We start from the raw sequence: 16564 nt of genomic DNA on the forward strand, positions 1-16564 counted from the left end.
TTTGTTGGCAACCTTGATCCACAGGTTGTGGACGAATCTTTCGTCCACAGGGGGTCCGGTTGGTTGTCCACTGGCAACCCACAGGGATGGCTCCGTTGCCCACACGTTCTCCACACCCCTGTCCACTGTTCGGCAACGAAACGCCCAGGGTCACCGCGTCGAGTGAAAGCCGTCACACCAAGGAGGACGGTTGGGCTGTGGGGAACGCGGGTAAAGCTGGGGACAGCGTTGGGGAGAAGTCCCCGTGGCCTGTGTACCGGGTGTGCAGAACTTTTGGGTGTCCACAGAGAACCCCTGTTGTCCACCGGTTCCACCCACAGGGGCAGTGGACAAAAAACCGGGGTTGACCTGCGCATACGGCGTTATCCACGGTTTCCACAGGCCCTACTACTACTCCCACCTAGAGTTAGCCCGGAATCCGCTTCGAAGTGGGACCTGTGCACAACTCGACGCCGGAGCCTCCCCGACCTCTTGTCGCGACTTGACCCCGAGCCGCACCGAGTGTCGGCGGCGTACGTCAGACTGGTTCCCGCAGTCGACGAAGAGCCAGCAACAAGCAGGAGGCGGTTCCGGTGAAGATCCGGGTGGAGCGCGACGTACTTGCCGAGGCGGTGGCCTGGGTGGCCCGCAGCCTCCCGGCCCGTCCGCCGGCCCCCGTGCTCGCGGGCCTTCTGCTGAAGGCCGAAGACGGCGCGCTGAGCTTCTCGAGCTTCGACTACGAGGTCTCGGCCCGTGTCTCCGTCGAGGCGGAGATCGAGGAGGACGGCACCGTCCTGGTCTCCGGCCGACTGCTCGCCGACATCTGCCGTGCTCTCCCCAACCGCCCCGTGGAGATTTCCACAGACGGTGTACGGGCGACCGTGGTCTGCGGCTCCTCCCGCTTCACCCTCCACACCCTGCCTGTGGAGGAGTACCCGGCGCTCCCGGAGATGCCCACCGCGACCGGCACCGTGCCCGGTGAGGTCTTCGCCTCCGCCGCCGCCCAGGTCGCCATCGCCGCCGGCCGTGACGACACGCTGCCGGTGCTCACCGGTGTGCGCATCGAGATCGAGGGCGACACGGTCACCCTGGCCTCCACCGACCGCTACCGCTTCGCGGTCCGCGAGTTCCTGTGGAAGCCCGAGGCCCCCGACGCCTCCGCGGTCGCCCTGGTGCCCGCGAAGACCCTCCTGGACACCGCCAAGGCGCTCACCAGCGGTGACACCGTCACCCTCGCGCTCTCGGGCTCCGGCAAGGGCGAGGGCCTGATCGGCTTCGAGGGCGCCGGCCGCCGCACCACCACCCGGCTGCTCGAAGGCGACCTGCCGAAGTACCGGACGCTCTTCCCCACCGAGTTCAACTCGATCGCGGTGATCGAGACCGCGCCGTTCGTCGAGGCCGTCAAGCGTGTGGCCCTGGTGGCCGAGCGCAACACCCCGGTCCGGCTCAGCTTCGAGCAGGGCGTGCTGATCCTGGAGGCCGGCTCCAGCGACGACGCACAGGCTGTGGAGCGTGTGGACGCGCAGCTGGACGGCGACGACATCTCGATCGCCTTCAACCCGACCTTCCTGCTGGACGGCCTGAGCGCGATCGACTCCCCGGTCGCCCAGCTCTCCTTCACGACGTCGACCAAGCCCGCGCTCCTGAGCGGCAAGCCGGCCGTCGACGCGGAGGCCGACGAGGCCTACAAGTACCTGATCATGCCGGTGCGTCTCAGCGGCTGAGTGTGCTCGGGTGGCCGTCGACTGAGCGGCTGACCCCACAGGTGTGCACAGGGGTCCGGGCGTAGGCTCGGACCCGGGTACACCGCACACGACGCTTAAGGAATCTCTGATGGAGCTCGGTCTCGTCGGTCTCGGCAAGATGGGCGGCAACATGCGTGAGCGCATCCGCCGCGCAGGCCACACCGTCATCGGATACGACCGCAATCCGGACCTCGCAGATGTCCACAGCCTGGAAGAGCTTGTGGGCAAGTTGAAGGGTCCGCGGGTCGTGTGGGTCATGGTCCCGGCCGGTGCCGCGACCCAGTCCACCATCGACGAGCTGGCGAACCTGCTCTCCCCCGGCGACATCGTGGTGGACGGTGGGAACTCCCGCTGGACCGACGACGAGAAGCACGCCGAGGAGCTCGCCGCCAAGGGCATCGGGTTCGTCGACTGCGGTGTCTCCGGCGGTGTGTGGGGCCTGGAGAACGGCTACGCGCTGATGTACGGCGGCGACGCCGAGCACGTGGCGCGGGTCCAGCCGGTCTTCGACGCGCTCAAGCCCGAGGGCGAGTTCGGCTCGGTCCACGCGGGCAAGGTCGGCGCGGGCCACTTCGCGAAGATGGTCCACAACGGCATCGAGTACGCGATGATGCAGGCGTACGCCGAGGGCTGGGAGCTCCTGGAGAAGGTCGACTCCGTCACCGACGTGCGCGAGGTCTTCCGCTCCTGGCAGGAGGGCACGGTCATCCGTTCCTGGCTGCTCGACCTCGCGGTCAACGCGCTGGACGAGGACGAGCACCTGGACCAGCTCCGCGGTTACGCACAGGACTCCGGCGAGGGCCGCTGGACCGTGGAGGCCGCCATCGACAACGCGGTGCCGCTGCCGGCGATCACCGCGTCGCTGTTCGCGCGGTTCGCCTCGCGTCAGGACGACTCCCCGCAGATGAAGATGATCGCCGCGCTGCGCAACCAGTTCGGTGGCCACGCGGTCGAGTCCAAGAAGTAGTCCACAGGCTGTGCACCTCCCGGTGCACAGCAGCCGGGGGAAGGTCGGCGCACACCATGCACGTCACGCATCTGTCGCTGGCCGACTTTCGCTCCTACGCCCGGGTCGAGGTCCCGCTCGACCCGGGCGTCACCGCTTTCGTGGGCGCCAACGGCCAGGGCAAGACCAATCTGGTCGAGGCCGTCGGCTATCTCGCCACCCTCGGCAGCCATCGCGTCGCCTCGGACGCCCCGCTCGTACGGATGGGGGCGGAGCGGGCGATCATCCGGGCCGCCGTCACCCAGGGCGAGCGCTCCCAGCTGGTCGAGCTCGAACTGAACCCGGGCCGGGCGAACCGTGCCCGTATCAACAGGTCCTCGCAGGTCAGACCCCGTGACGTGCTGGGGATCGTACGGACCGTGCTGTTCGCTCCGGAGGACCTGGCCCTGGTCAAGGGCGACCCCGGCGAGCGCCGGCGCTTCCTCGACGACCTGATCACGGCGCGCGCGCCGCGCATGGCGGGCGTGCGCTCCGACTACGAGCGGGTCCTCAAGCAGCGCAACACCCTGCTGAAGTCCGCGGCCATGGCACGGCGGCACGGCGGCCGGGGCATGGACCTGTCGACGCTCGACGTCTGGGACCAGCATCTGGCGAGGGCGGGCGCCGAGCTGCTCGCGCAGCGGCTGGATCTGATCGGTGTGCTGCAGCCGCTGGCCGACAAGGCCTACGAGCAGCTGGCGCCCGGCGGCGGACCGATCCTGCTGGAGTACCGGCCGTCCGCGCCGGGCCCCGGGCACACGCGGGAGGAGCTGTACGAGCAGCTGATCGCCGCGCTCGCGGAGGTGCGCAAGCAGGAGATCGAGCGGGGGGTCACGCTCGTCGGCCCGCACCGCGACGAGCTGGTGCTCAAGCTGGGCGACCTGCCGGCCAAGGGGTACGCGAGCCACGGGGAGTCCTGGTCGTACGCGCTGGCGCTGCGGCTCGCCTCGTACGACCTGCTGCGGGCGGAGGGCAACGAGCCGGTGCTCGTCCTCGACGACGTCTTCGCCGAGCTGGACGCCCGGCGCCGGGAGCGGCTCGCGGAGCTGGTGGCGCCGGGCGAGCAGGTGCTGGTGACGGCGGCGGTGGACGACGACGTGCCGGGGGTCCTCGCGGGGGTCCGGTACGGGGTCGCCGGGGGTTCGGTGGAGAGGCTGTGAGGGCGTGAGCGAGAACGAGACCGCCGCCGGCCAGGGAGGTCCCGCCCCCAAGACGCCCGAGCCCTCCGGCGTGGACCTCGCCCGGGTGGCGCTGCGCGCCGCCAAGGAGCAGGCGAAGGCGCGGGGCGCGGCGGCCCAGCAGAAGAAGCAGGCGCGCCGGGGCGGCGGGCTGCGCTCGGGCGCGCACGCCGACGGGCGGGACCCGATCGGCCTGGGCGCCGCGATCAACCGGCTCATCACCGAGCGCGGCTGGGAGACACCCGCGGCGGTGGGCGGGGTCATGGGCCGCTGGCCGCAGATCGTGGGCGAGGACCTGGCGAAGCACTGTGTTCCGCTGAAGTACGACGAAGACCCCGGGGAGCGGGTGCTCACCGTGCAGTGCGACTCGACGGCGTGGGCGACGCAGCTGCGGCTGCTGGCCCCGCGGCTGGTGGCGCGGCTGAACGAGGACCTGGGGCACGGGACGGTGCGGGTGATCAAGGTCCTGGGGCCGGGGGCGCCGCGCAAGGGGTACGGGCCGTTGCGGGCGCCGGGGTCGGTGGGGCCGGGAGACACGTACGGCTAGGGCGCCGGGCGGCGGGGTGCGCACGGGGTCCCTGGGGTGCGGGCCTGCCGGAGGGCGCCGGTCCTGTGCGTCGGGCGCCGGTCCCGACCCGTTGTGCCCACCCTCCCCCCGGACTCCGTCCGGGGGGACCCCCAGCCCGGCGGAACGATTGCCCACAGCGTGATGCGCCGTCGGCGGACGCATGCCCACGCCCCGCTACGACTCGAAGCGCTGGGTGGCCGTCAGGGGCTTCTGGAGCCCCTCCCCGGATATGGGGAGTCGTCTCGCTCCCGCCCAGGGCGGCACATGCGGACTCAGGTACCGGCAAACCCCCATTCGTGTCAGCGCTACCGGTAGACTGGTAGACAATCCCGCCACCCCGCGGAACAAGTCGAACGACGCAGCCGCTCCCGTATGCCCGGAGAACGGCCTGTGCTGTGCCAGAAAGGGCGCTTCGTGGCCGATTCCGGCAACCCCAACGAGAACATTCCGTCCGCCAACGCTGCGTCGTACGACGCCAGCGCGATCACCGTCCTCGAGGGTCTGGACGCGGTCCGCAAGCGACCCGGCATGTACATCGGCTCGACCGGTGAGCGCGGCCTGCACCACATGGTGCAGGAGGTCGTGGACAACTCCGTCGACGAGGCCCTGGCCGGGCACGCGGACACCATCGACGTGACGATCCTGGCCGACGGCGGCGTCCGCGTCGTCGACAACGGCCGCGGTATCCCCGTCGGCATCGTCCCCTCCGAGGGCAAGCCGGCCGTCGAGGTCGTGCTGACGGTCCTGCACGCGGGCGGCAAGTTCGGCGGCGGCGGCTACGCGGTCTCCGGTGGTCTGCACGGCGTCGGCGTCTCCGTCGTCAACGCCCTCTCCACCAAGGTCTCGGTGGAGATCAAGACCGACGGCCACCGCTGGACGCAGGACTACAAGATGGGCGTCCCGACCGCGCCCCTCGCGCAGCACGAGGAGACCGACGAGACCGGCACCTCGGTCACGTTCTGGTCCGACCCGGACATCTTCGAGACGGTCGAGTACTCCTTCGAGACGCTCTCGCGCCGCTTCCAGGAGATGGCCTTCCTCAACAAGGGCCTCACCATCGCCCTCACCGACGAGCGCGAGTCCGCGAAGGCGACCGTCGGCGCCGACGACCCGGACGCCGAGGCGGCCGCCGAGCCCACCGCGCGCACGGTGAAGTACCACTACGAGGGCGGCATCGTCGACTTCGTGAAATACCTCAACTCGCGCAAGGGCGAGCTGATCCACCCGACCGTCATCGACGTCGAGGCCGAGGACAAGGAGCGCACGCTCTCGGTCGAGATCGCGATGCAGTGGAACTCGCAGTACAGCGAGGGTGTGTACTCCTTCGCGAACACGATCCACACGCACGAGGGCGGTACGCACGAGGAGGGCTTCCGGGCCGCGCTGACGGGTCTGGTGAACCGCTACGCGCGGGACAAGAAGCTGCTGCGCGAGAAGGACGACAACCTCACGGGTGAGGACATCCGCGAGGGTCTGACGGCGATCATCTCGGTCAAGCTGGGCGAGCCGCAGTTCGAGGGCCAGACGAAGACGAAGCTGGGCAACACGGAGGCCAAGACCTTCGTCCAGAAGATCGTCCACGAGCACCTCAACGACTGGTTCGACCGCAACCCGGTCGAGGCCGCGGACATCATCCGCAAGTCGATCCAGGCGGCCACCGCGCGCGTGGCGGCCCGCAAGGCGCGCGACCTGACCCGCCGCAAGGGCCTGCTGGAGTCGGCCTCCCTCCCGGGCAAGCTGAGCGACTGCCAGTCGAACGACCCCACCAAGTGCGAGATCTTCATCGTCGAGGGTGACTCCGCCGGCGGCTCGGCCAAGTCCGGCCGTAACCCGATGTACCAGGCCATCCTGCCGATCCGCGGCAAGATCCTGAACGTCGAGAAGGCGCGGATCGACAAGATCCTGCAGAACACCGAGGTCCAGGCGCTGATCTCGGCCTTCGGCACCGGAGTCCACGAGGACTTCGACATCGAGAAGCTCCGCTATCACAAGATCATTCTGATGGCGGACGCCGACGTCGACGGTCAGCACATCAACACCCTGCTGCTGACCTTCCTCTTCCGCTTCATGCGTCCGCTGGTCGAGGCCGGGCACGTCTACCTCTCCCGTCCCCCGCTCTACAAGATCAAGTGGGGCCGGGACGACTTCGAGTACGCGTACTCGGACCGTGAGCGCGACGCGCTGGTCGAGCTGGGCAAGCGGAACGGCAAGCGGATCAGGGAAGACTCGATCCAGCGCTTCAAGGGTCTGGGCGAGATGAACGCCGAGGAGCTGCGTGTCACCACGATGGACGTGGACCACCGTGTCCTCGGCCAGGTGACGCTGGACGACGCGGCCCAGGCGGACGACCTGTTCTCGGTGCTGATGGGTGAGGACGTCGAGGCCCGGCGTTCGTTCATCCAGCGCAACGCCAAGGACGTTCGCTTCCTCGACATCTGAGTCGGTCTCAGCTGACCGTACGAAAGGACTGACGACCAGCAATGGCCGACGAGAACCCCCCTGTGACCACTGAAGAAGAAGAGCCGGTGCTGCGGATCGAGCCCGTCGGGCTCGAGACCGAGATGCAGCGCTCGTACCTCGACTACGCGATGTCCGTCATCGTGTCGCGTGCGCTGCCCGACGTCCGGGACGGCCTCAAGCCCGTCCACCGGCGCGTGCTGTACGCGATGTACGACGGCGGCTACCGGCCCGAGAAGGGCTTCTACAAGTGCGCCCGCGTCGTCGGCGACGTCATGGGTACGTACCACCCGCACGGCGACTCCTCCATCTACGACGCGCTCGTCCGCCTCGCCCAGCCGTGGTCGATGCGGCTGCCGCTGGTGGACTCCAACGGCAACTTCGGTTCCCCGGGCAACGACCCGGCCGCCGCCATGCGGTACACCGAGTGCAAGATGATGCCGCTGGCCATGGAGATGCTCCGGGACATCGACGAGGAGACCGTCGACTTCCAGGACAACTACGACGGCCGTAACCAGGAGCCGACGGTCCTGCCGGCGCGCTTCCCGAACCTGCTGGTCAACGGCTCGGCCGGAATCGCGGTCGGCATGGCGACCAACATCCCGCCGCACAACCTGCGCGAGGTCGCGGCCGGTGCCCAGTGGGCGCTGGAGCACCCGGAGGCCACCCACGAGGAGCTGCTCGACGCGCTCATCGAGCGGATCAAGGGCCCGGACTTCCCGACCGGCGCGCTGGTCGTGGGCCGCAAGGGCATCGAGGAGGCGTACCGCACCGGCCGTGGCTCGATCACGATGCGCGCGGTCGTCGAGGTCGAGGAGATCCAGAACCGCCAGTGCCTGGTCGTCACGGAGCTGCCGTACCAGACCAACCCGGACAACCTCGCGCAGAAGATCGCCGACCTGGTGAAGGACGGCAAGATCGGCGGCATCGCCGACGTCCGCGACGAGACCTCGTCCCGCACCGGCCAGCGCCTCGTCATCGTGCTCAAGCGCGACGCCGTCGCCAAGGTCGTCCTCAACAACCTGTACAAGCACACCGACCTGCAGACGAACTTCGGCGCGAACATGCTGGCGCTCGTCGACGGCGTGCCGCGCACGCTCTCCCTGGACGCGTTCATCCGCCACTGGGTGACGCACCAGATCGAGGTCATCGTGCGCCGGACCCGCTTCCGGCTGCGCAAGGCCGAGGAGCGCGCCCACATCCTGCGCGGTCTGCTCAAGGCGCTGGACGCGATCGACGAGGTCATCGCGCTCATCCGGCGCAGCGACACGGTCGAGGTCGCGCGCGAGGGCCTGATGGGCCTGCTGCAGATCGACGAGATCCAGGCCAACGCCATCCTCGAGATGCAGCTGCGCCGGCTTGCCGCCCTGGAGCGCCAGAAGATCGTCGCCGAGCACGACGAGCTCCAGGCGAAGATCAACGAGTACAACGCGATCCTCGCCTCCGAGGAGCGTCAGCGGCAGATCGTCAGCGAGGAACTGGCGCTGCTTGTCGAGAAGTTCGGCGACGACCGCCGCTCCAAGCTGGTGCCCTTCGACGGTGACATGTCCATCGAGGACCTGATCGCCGAGGAGGACATCGTCGTCACCATCACGCGTGGCGGCTATGTGAAGCGGACGAAGACCGAGGACTACCGCTCGCAGAAGCGCGGTGGCAAGGGCGTGCGCGGGACGAAGCTGAAGCAGGACGACATCGTCGACCACTTCTTCGTCTCCACGACCCACCACTGGCTGCTGTTCTTCACCAACAAGGGCCGGGTCTACCGCGCGAAGGCGTACGAGCTTCCGGACGCCGGCCGGGACGCCCGCGGCCAGCACGTCGCCAACCTGCTGGCCTTCCAGCCGGACGAGCAGATCGCCGAGATCCTGGCGATCCGCGACTACGAGGCAGCGCCGTACCTGGTGCTCGCCACGAAGGCCGGTCTGGTGAAGAAGACCGCGCTGAAGGACTACGACTCGCCGCGTTCGGGCGGTGTCATCGCGATCAACCTCCGCGAGGCGGAGGACGGCAGCGACGACGAGCTGATCGGCGCCGAGCTGGTCTCCGCGGAGGACGACCTGCTGCTCATCAGCAAGAAGGCGCAGTCGATCCGGTTCACCGCGACGGACGACGCGCTGCGTCCGATGGGACGGGCCACGTCGGGTGTGAAGGGCATGAGTTTCCGCGAGGGCGACGAACTGCTCTCGATGAATGTCGTCCGGCCCGGTACGTTCGTCTTCACCGCCACCGACGGTGGGTACGCGAAGCGGACCAACGTCGACGAGTACCGCGTCCAGGGTCGCGGTGGCCTCGGTATCAAGGCCGCCAAGATCGTGGAGGACCGTGGTTCGCTCGTGGGCGCGCTGGTGGTCGAGGAGACGGATGAGATCCTCGCCATCACGCTGTCCGGCGGTGTGATTCGCACGCGAGTCAACGAAGTCAGGGAGACCGGCCGTGACACCATGGGCGTCCAGCTGATCAACCTGGGGAAGCGGGATGCCGTCGTGGGTATCGCGCGGAACGCCGAGGCGGGCAGCGAGGCCGAAGAGGTCGACGCGGCCGGCGCCGAGATCGGCGAAGGCGTCGAGGCCGCGACCGCGGTCGAGGCAGCCGAGGGCACCGAGCCCTCGGCCGGGGAGCACGAGGAGTAGAGCGTGAGTGGAGCCACGGGCGCAGGTTCGGCGGCTGCCGGAGCTTCTGCTGGTGCCGGAGCGAACGGTGCCCGTGGCTCCGCCACGGACTCCCAGGGGGTTGCGGTGACGGACACCCGAGGGCAGGGGCCCTCGTACGAGACGTACAACGGGCCGCTGCCCGGCGAGCGCGCCGGCGCGCAGCAGCAGGGCGGGCCGTACCACCCGCCGCAGGCGTACGGCGCTCAGGCGCCGGACGCCGGCGGTCAGAACACCGGCGCGGTGCGCCGCCCGCGTACGGGGGCCCGCACCACGCCCCGTACGCGCAAGGCGCGGCTGCGGGTGGCCAAGGCCGACCCGTGGTCGGTGATGAAGGTGAGCTTCCTGCTCTCCATCGCGCTGGGCGTCTGCACGGTCGTGGCGGCCTCGGTGCTGTGGATGGTCATGGACGCCATGGGCGTCTTCTCGACCGTCGGCGGCACGATCAGCGAGGCGACGGGCTCGAACGAGTCCAACGGCTTCGATCTGCAGTCGTTCCTGTCGCTGCCGAGGGTGCTGATGTTCACCTCGGTGATCGCCGTGATCGACGTGGTCCTGATGACCGCTCTGGCGACGCTGGGCGCGTTCATCTACAACCTGTCGGCCGGTTTCGTGGGCGGTGTGGAGCTGACGCTCGCCGAGGACGAGTAGCGCCGGGACGGGGGCCGGGGAACCGATTTTGGGACTGGCCCCCACGTGCGCTAATCTTCAGGAGTCAGCGCGCGGGACACACACCGCAGAGCGCGGCGGGGCTATAGCTCAGTTGGTTAGAGCGCATCCCTGATAAGGATGAGGCCACAGGTTCAAATCCTGTTAGCCCCACATTTCGATCGGCCCGGACGGTTCACCCGTTCGGGCCGATTGCTTTTCGCGCGACGGGCCCGGCCTAGGTCACCGATCGGTATCGGTCGGTGTGTAGAGTGGGCGTCAGAAGTCTCCTACGTCAACGAAAGACGAGGTCGCGCGGTGAAGAAGCTTCTCCTGGTCGCACTGGCCGCCATCGGCGGGCTCCTCGTGTACCGCCAGATCCAGGCGGATCGCGCCGAGCAGGATCTGTGGACGGAGGCGACCGACTCCGTGCCCGCAGGTTCGGGTGTCTGAGTCGCAGACAGTCTGAGGGCGAAGCCCCGGCCGCGTTCGCGCGGCCGGGGCTTCGCGCTGTTTCAGGACCGTGACGCCTCGCCTCTTGAGTTCACTCCAGCAAACCATTAGGTTGCGAGGGCAAAGTTGAGTGATCGCGGTCAAGCTGCGAGGTCGTGGCACAGGCCGGGGGAACGGCGTCGGACTCGGGACAAGCGGGGCGAAGTCTCGGTGAGCGCAGACAGCGGAGGGACGGGCGGGGCAGGATGGACCGTCACCGGGGCCGCCCTGGCGGGCGGCGGGACCGTCGTACTGATCGCGAGGGCGGTGTTCCTCGTGAGGCGGGTACGGGGCGGGACAGCGACGGACACGAGGAGAGGCGCGTGAGGACGCAGCGCGTGAGGACGCAGCGCGTGGAGACGGCGCGACAGGGGGCGAGGCGGACGGCCGGGGCGCTCGTCGCGACGGCGGTGCTCACGGCGGCGGCGCTGCCGGGGACGGCGTGGGCCGCCGGCGGGGGCTCGTACGGCTTCGACGGCGGGGCCGTACCGATCAAGGGCGCCGCCACCAGCCTGGACGCCCGGCAGCTGAAGGCCGGGCAGAGTTACCGGGACAGCATCAAGAAGGACGGCAAGGTCTACTACCGGGTCGACCTCGACGACAAGCAGAACGCGTACGTGTCGGTGGTCGCCGTGCCGAAGGCCGGCGGCAAGCCGGAGTACGGCGACGGCATCAAGGTCAGCCTCCAGGACGGCTCCGCCGCGCAGTGCGGCTACCAGGACTCCTCCTTCGGATCCGCCGAGTTCACCCGGCCCATCACCGCCTACGCCCACCGCACCATCGAGGCCGACAGCTCCACCTGCCAGCAGGCCGGTGCCTACTACGTGCTGGTCGAGCGGACCTCGAAGGCGGTCTCCACGCCCGACGACTGGGAGCTGGAGATCCGCTACGTCACCGAGCCCGGCGTGAAGCGGACCGGCCCCACCGAACTGCCCGAGAACTGGCCCTCCGCCTCGCCCCCGCCGCCCGCCGGCGGCCCGCAGAAGCGGCAGGGAGGCGCGGGGTTCCACGACGCCGTCTCGCTGAAGCAGGGCGAGTGGCGCGCGGACATCAAGCCCGGGGAGACGCTGTTCTACCGGGTGCCCGTCGACTGGGGGCAGCAGATCTACGCCACCGCCGAGCTGGGCAGCAGCGCCACCGGCGCCACCGAGTACATCGGCAACGCGCTGGCGCTCTCGCTCGACAACCCGGCGCGCGGCCACGTCGACCAGGACACGGTCAGCTACGACGGCAAGCCGGCGACGCTGGCCCTCGACCCGCACCGGCCGGTCGCCTTCGAGAACCGGTACTCGTCCGACAGCTACACCAACGCCCTTCGGTTCGCGGGCTGGTACTACCTGTCGGCGACGCTCAGCCCGGAAGTCGCCAAGGCCTACGGGGACAAGCCGGTGCCGCTGTCCCTGAGGGTGAGCGTCACCGGCACGGCGAAGGCGGGCCCCGCGTACGACGGGGACTCCGGGCCGTTCAAGGTGACCGCCGACGACCGGGAGGCCGCCGCCAGCGGCGCGAGCGGGCCGCAGGCGGAGAAGAGCGACAGCATGGCCCTGGTCGCAGCGGCCGGGATCGGCGCCGGAACCGTGCTGGTCGCCGGGCTCGGTGTGTGGACGCTCGCCGGGCGGCGCAGGGCCGCCCGGGACGCCGCACGGGGCGGTGCGCAGGGCGGTCCGGGCGGTCCGGACGGTTCGCAGGGAGGTCCGCCGCAGTTCGGCCCGCCGACGGCCTGGTAGCGGGCCCGGCAGGGGGCCGGCGGGGGTTCGTCGCCTCTGTGCGACGGCCTCGGGCCTGGGCCGGGCTCAGGTCTGGGTCAGCGCCCAGATGCCGACGGCGAAGCAGACCAGCGCGACGAACAGCACCGGGATCGCCACCTTCGGGGGCGGTCCCGGCCGCTTCGCCGGGGTGGACGGTGTCACCTGGGCGGGAACCTGACCGGCCTGAGCGGTGTATTGACGAGTAGAAGGCTGGTGGAAGACCGCGGCCGTCGAGGCCTGGGCGAAGTCCGGCGCGGTGGCGGGATGGGGGGAGGCCGTGTGCGCGGATACGGGGACCGGGGGCTGCGTGGGGACGGCGACCGGCTGCGGGGGCGGAGGGGGCAGATGGAAGCTGCCCGTCTCGGAGGGGCTCGGCTGCTGCCGGGGTGTTTCCGGCGCCTGCTGACGGGCCTGGTCCTGCGGCTGTACGGGTACGTGTGCGGGGGTGGCCGGGGCCGGGGGCTCGGGGGCCACGGGGCCGTTGGGTCCGAATCCGGCGGGCAGCGGGCCGATCTGGTCGAAGACCTCGACCGATTCCTCGTCCGGGCGGGGCTCGGGCAGCATCTCGACCGCCGAGGTCAGCGCCTTCCGGACGCCGGTGGCCGTCTTGAAGCGGGCCTGCGGATCGGGCTGGAGCAGACCCGCGAGGACCTGCCACAGCGGCTCGGGGATCCCCTCCGGGGCTCCCGGCGTCCCGTGCGTCATGAAGTACTCGATCAGGGCGCGGGAGTCCGGCTTCTGGCCCTGGAGCAGATAGAGCGCGACCAGGCCGACCGCGAAGAGGTCGGCCGGGAAGTCCGGCTCCGCGCCCAGCATCTGCTCGGGCGCGAAGTAACCGGGCGTCCCCACCACGTAGTTGGTCTCCGTGAGGCGGGGCTCGCCCTTGCGCATCGAGATGCCGAAATCGGAGAGCCGCAGATGCGGCCGCCCGGTTCCGGTGACGTCGAGCAGGATGTTCGCCGGCTTGATGTCGCGGTGCACGACCCCCTCAGCGTGCACCGCGGCCAGTCCGGCGAGCAGCTGGTCCAGCAGCGTGCAGACGAAGCGCGGCGGCAGCGGCCCGTAGTCGCCGATGACGTGCGCCAGAGACCCGCCGGCCACCAGATCCATGGTGAACAGCACCTTGTCGTCGTCGGCGGCCCAGCTGGCCGGCGCGAGGACATGGGGATGATCGATCCGGAGGGCCTGCTCCCGGACGAAGCGGAGCAGCGTGTGGGCATCGCTCTGCTGAAGCACCTTGGCCGCCACGTACCGACGGCGCCGGTGGTCCCAGGCGCGCCAGACTGCGCCGACCCCACCGCGTCCGATCGGGTCGATCAGCTCGTACCGACCAGCGAAGACCTCACCCATTGCGCTGCGCCCGCTCCCCGTTCCGGGTCCGTCCAACCGGACCGGCTGCTCTGCCTCAGTTCTGGTGCGACTCGTAGTGCGCGACCGCGTCGGCGGTGCGCCCGGCGCCGTACACCCGGAGGAACTCTGCCAGCTCCGGGTGGGCAGGGGCGAGAGAGTCGGCGGCATCGATGATGTCGCCCGCCGCCGCGACGGAGCGCAGCAGCGACTGGATCTCGCGGACCACGCGGCGCACGGTCGGCGCGCCGGAGCTGGTGGTGGTCTGGCTGGTGCCGGTGAGGACGGAGCCGCCCTGGGACTTCTTGATCTCGTCCATCCGGTCGGTGGCCTCGGCCGCGCTGACGCTGCCGTCGGCGACCAGACCGGCGAGCTCCTGCAGGGCCTGGACACGCTGGACGACGGCCGGGTTGCCGATCTTGGCCCGCTGGCCGCTCATCAGCTGGGAGAGCATGGGTGCGGACAGGCCCAGTACAGCCGCGAGCCGGGCCTGATTGAGGCCGAGATCGTCGATCAGCCGACGGAAGAGCGCCCCCAGCGGCTCTCCGTACCAACTGCGCTGAAGCTCGCGGGCTCTTGCCGTGGCTTCCTGCTGTACTGCGTCCATTGCTTCTCCCCATCCCTTGGGTTCGCCACTGCGAACCCCGGTCAGCATCTTACGGAGCGTGGTCGTCCACCGGGAGTCCCAATCCTTTTGCGGGAAAGAGGGGGTGACCCGGTACTCTGTTCTCGTTCCGGGGCCTTAGCTCAGTTGGTAGAGCGCTGTCTTTGCATGGCAGATGTCAGGGGTTCGACTCCCCTAGGCTCCACCGGACAAGCCCCTTCGAACCGCGTCAGCGCGGTCCGGAGGGGCTTTCGTCGATTGGCCCACTCCCAGGGGCCGGTAATGGACCTGTCAGGCGGGGCCACCGGCTCATAGCGTCGTGTCCATGACGAACGCCCCCTCCCCGGCGCCGCAGGCCTCCCGTGCACCCCGCGCGCTCCTCCTCGCCCAGCTGAGCAACGCGATCGGCGACGGCGCCTTCTACGTCACCTCGGCCCTGTACTTCAGCCAGATCGTCGGTCTGTCCGCCGCGCGCATCGGGACCGGGCTCACGCTCGCCTGGGCCGTCGGCTCGGTCGCCGGGGTCTGGCTGGGGCACCTCGCCGACCGCCGCGGCCCGCGCTCCACCGCCGTCCTGCTCGCCCTGGCCACGGCGGGGGCCGTCGCCTCGTTCCTCTTCATCCGGGCCTTCGTGCCGTTCCTGATCGCGGCCGCCGTGTACGCCACCGCCCAGAGCGGACTCGCCGCCGCCCGCCAGGCGCTGCTCGCCGGACTGGTCGAGCCCTCGGCCCGTACGGAGGTACTGGCCAGGCTGCAGTCCACCCTCAACGCCGGGCTCGCCGTCGGCGCCGGGCTCGGCGGACTCGCCCTCCACGCCGGCACCCGTACCGCCTACCTGTCCGTCTTCGCGCTGGACGCGGCCGGGTTCCTCGTCTGCGCGCTCGTGCTGCGCGGGCTGCCGCCCGTGGCGCCCGCCCCCGTCGTCTCCGCCGGCGAGCCGCGTCTGGCGGTGCTCCGCGACCGCCCGTACGCGCTGCTCACCCTCCTCAACGCGCTCATGCTGCTGCGGCTCCCGCTGCTCAGCCTCGCCCTGCCGCTGTGGATCGTGCAGCGCACCTCGGCGCCCGGCTGGATCGTCTCGGCGCTCTTCGTCCTCAACACCGGGGCCGTGATGCTCTTCCAGGTGCGGGTGGCCCGCAAGGTCACCGGTCTGTCCGAGGCCACGCGCGCGGTGCGCCTCGCGGGCGCCGTCATGCTCGCCTCGTGCGCCGTGTTCGCGGTGACGGCCGTGGGTCTCGGCCTCTGGGCGACCGTCGCCGTCCTCGCCCTCGGCGCCGCGCTCCAGGTCGTCGCCGAGATGCGCCACTCGGCGGGGTCCTGGCAGATCGGCTTCGCCCTCGCGCCCGCCGGCCGGATCGGCCAGTACCAGGGCTTCTACGGGACCGGCGTCCCCGTCGCCCGGACCCTCGGCCCGCTGCTGGTCACCGCGCTCCTCGTCACCTGGGGCGTGCCCGGCTGGCTGCTGCTCGGCGGGATCTTCCTGCTGACCGGGGTGGTCACCGGGCCCGCCGTCCGCTGGGCCGAGCGCGCCCGTGCCCGGGCAGCCGTCACCCACGGCGCCACGGAACTCGTCGCGGCCCACTGAGCCGGACGAGTGGTGTTCATCGGAAGAACTGCGCGGTGGCGGCGTAGCTCCGGGAAATCCGGATCCGCGTCCCCATCATGAGGAAGGTACGAAAAGCGCGCAATCCGAAATGAACCATCCGAGAACATCACGAACGTAGCGTCACGAAAGTGAGGGGCCATGGCCACCGCCAAGGTCAAGCAGTTCTGGACCGCCTTCATCTCCGTACTCTTCGCCCTGCTCGCCTCCGTCGGCCTGGCGTCCACCGCCGCCGCCGCGCAGGCTCCCGCCGTCCAGCAGCCCGAGGAGCCCGGCACCGCGGGTTCCGCCACCGGGGTCCGCACGACCGCGGCCGTACCGGCACAGAGGTCGGCGTATCAGTGGCCCACGGTCCGCGAGCGCTCGCTGCCGCCCACGATCAAGCAGCGCATCCGGGCAGAGGCCCACAACTCCTCGCCCTCGGTACGCCACCTGCGCGCCGACGCCCCGGCCGAGACCGCTCTCGCGGACCAGACGGAGCTGTCGGACCGGGCGCTCGCCGCTGCGGCGTAGGGCGTGAGGAGTCGGTTCGCTGCTCCCCACGCACACCCGCCGAACGGAC

Annotated in this window: 13 protein-coding genes and 2 tRNA genes; 13 read left to right on the top strand and 2 right to left on the bottom strand. The window is 70.2% G+C overall.

Annotated features, from left to right (window positions below; translation table 11 throughout):
- The first annotated feature begins 572 nt into the window (after nt 1-572).
- The 10 genes from dnaN (at nt 573) to ACFVGW_RS13730 (ending at nt 12427) form a co-directional block, all read left to right on the top strand.
- Nucleotides 573-1703: a DNA polymerase III subunit beta gene (gene dnaN, locus ACFVGW_RS13685; protein WP_383166701.1), complete on the top strand. Its 1131-nt coding sequence runs from the start codon at nt 573-575 to the stop codon at nt 1701-1703.
- Between the two features lie 109 nt (nt 1704-1812).
- Entirely contained in the window at nt 1813-2691 is an 879-nt protein-coding gene (gene gnd, locus ACFVGW_RS13690; protein ID WP_352187229.1) for a phosphogluconate dehydrogenase (NAD(+)-dependent, decarboxylating), read from the top strand.
- Nucleotides 2692-2747: 56 nt separating this feature from the next.
- A complete protein-coding gene (gene recF / locus ACFVGW_RS13695) occupies nt 2748-3869 on the top strand; it encodes a DNA replication/repair protein RecF (protein WP_383224315.1) in 1122 nt (373 codons plus the stop codon).
- Between the two features lie 4 nt (nt 3870-3873).
- Nucleotides 3874-4434, top strand: a complete 561-nt coding sequence (locus ACFVGW_RS13700) for a DUF721 domain-containing protein (RefSeq protein WP_385852085.1) — start codon at nt 3874-3876, stop codon at nt 4432-4434.
- Between the two features lie 411 nt (nt 4435-4845).
- Nucleotides 4846-6894, top strand: a complete 2049-nt coding sequence (gyrB, locus tag ACFVGW_RS13705; protein ID WP_383224312.1) for a DNA topoisomerase (ATP-hydrolyzing) subunit B — start codon at nt 4846-4848, stop codon at nt 6892-6894.
- A gap of 41 nt (nt 6895-6935) precedes the next feature.
- Complete coding sequence (gene gyrA, locus ACFVGW_RS13710; protein WP_385852086.1) at nt 6936-9542, top strand: DNA gyrase subunit A; 2607 nt, start codon at nt 6936-6938, stop codon at nt 9540-9542.
- A 3-nt stretch (nt 9543-9545) separates the two neighbouring features.
- The gene (locus tag ACFVGW_RS13715) at nt 9546-10211 is read left to right on the top strand and encodes a DUF3566 domain-containing protein (protein WP_385852087.1); all 666 of its coding nucleotides are present in this window, start codon (nt 9546-9548) and stop codon (nt 10209-10211) included.
- Between the two features lie 97 nt (nt 10212-10308).
- Nucleotides 10309-10382, top strand: a tRNA-Ile gene (locus tag ACFVGW_RS13720).
- A gap of 144 nt (nt 10383-10526) precedes the next feature.
- Nucleotides 10527-10661 carry a DLW-39 family protein gene (locus tag ACFVGW_RS13725; RefSeq protein ID WP_003958712.1) on the top strand — a complete coding sequence of 45 codons (135 nt, stop codon included), beginning with the start codon at nt 10527-10529 and terminating at the stop codon, nt 10659-10661.
- A gap of 362 nt (nt 10662-11023) precedes the next feature.
- Nucleotides 11024-12427, top strand: coding sequence for a hypothetical protein (locus ACFVGW_RS13730; protein ID WP_385852088.1), 1404 nt, complete (start codon nt 11024-11026; stop codon nt 12425-12427).
- A 66-nt stretch (nt 12428-12493) separates the two neighbouring features.
- On the opposite strand, the gene ACFVGW_RS13735 is transcribed toward ACFVGW_RS13730, so the two are convergent.
- Together ACFVGW_RS13735 and ACFVGW_RS13740 are read right to left on the bottom strand one after the other, a co-directional pair.
- The gene (locus ACFVGW_RS13735; protein WP_385852089.1) at nt 12494-13798 is read right to left on the bottom strand and encodes a protein kinase; all 1305 of its coding nucleotides are present in this window, start codon (nt 13796-13798) and stop codon (nt 12494-12496) included.
- Nucleotides 13799-13853: 55 nt separating this feature from the next.
- A complete protein-coding gene (locus ACFVGW_RS13740; RefSeq protein ID WP_352187237.1) occupies nt 13854-14402 on the bottom strand; it encodes a DNA-binding protein in 549 nt (182 codons plus the stop codon).
- A 129-nt stretch (nt 14403-14531) separates the two neighbouring features.
- Between ACFVGW_RS13740 and ACFVGW_RS13745 the strand changes: the two genes are divergently transcribed.
- The 3 genes from ACFVGW_RS13745 to ACFVGW_RS13755 all read left to right on the top strand — a co-directional run bounded on the left by ACFVGW_RS13745 (nt 14532) and on the right by ACFVGW_RS13755 (nt 16515).
- Nucleotides 14532-14604 (top strand) — tRNA-Ala (locus ACFVGW_RS13745).
- A 120-nt stretch (nt 14605-14724) separates the two neighbouring features.
- Complete coding sequence (locus ACFVGW_RS13750; protein WP_385852090.1) at nt 14725-15984, top strand: MFS transporter; 1260 nt, start codon at nt 14725-14727, stop codon at nt 15982-15984.
- Between the two features lie 159 nt (nt 15985-16143).
- Nucleotides 16144-16515, top strand: a complete 372-nt coding sequence (locus ACFVGW_RS13755) for a DUF6344 domain-containing protein (protein WP_385852091.1) — start codon at nt 16144-16146, stop codon at nt 16513-16515.
- Nucleotides 16516-16564 lie beyond the last annotated feature (49 nt).

The sequence above is a fragment of the Streptomyces sp. NPDC127129 genome (assembly GCF_042671585.1).
Taxonomy (GTDB): Bacteria; Actinomycetota; Actinomycetes; order Streptomycetales; family Streptomycetaceae; genus Streptomyces.

What these genes read in the sequence shown, in the direction of transcription:
- ACFVGW_RS13755 (WP_385852091.1), top strand. Translation starts at nt 16,144, where the DNA reads ATGGCCACCGCCAAGGTCAAGCAGTTCTGGACCGCCTTCATCTCCGTA.
- gnd (WP_352187229.1), top strand. Translation starts at nt 1,813, where the DNA reads ATGGAGCTCGGTCTCGTCGGTCTCGGCAAGATGGGCGGCAACATGCGT.
- ACFVGW_RS13735 (WP_385852089.1), bottom strand. Translation starts at nt 13,798, where the DNA reads ATGGGTGAGGTCTTCGCTGGTCGGTACGAGCTGATCGACCCGATCGGA.
- recF (WP_383224315.1), top strand. Translation starts at nt 2,748, where the DNA reads ATGCACGTCACGCATCTGTCGCTGGCCGACTTTCGCTCCTACGCCCGG.
- ACFVGW_RS13740 (WP_352187237.1), bottom strand. Translation starts at nt 14,402, where the DNA reads ATGGACGCAGTACAGCAGGAAGCCACGGCAAGAGCCCGCGAGCTTCAG.
- gyrA (WP_385852086.1), top strand. Translation starts at nt 6,936, where the DNA reads ATGGCCGACGAGAACCCCCCTGTGACCACTGAAGAAGAAGAGCCGGTG.
- ACFVGW_RS13750 (WP_385852090.1), top strand. Translation starts at nt 14,725, where the DNA reads ATGACGAACGCCCCCTCCCCGGCGCCGCAGGCCTCCCGTGCACCCCGC.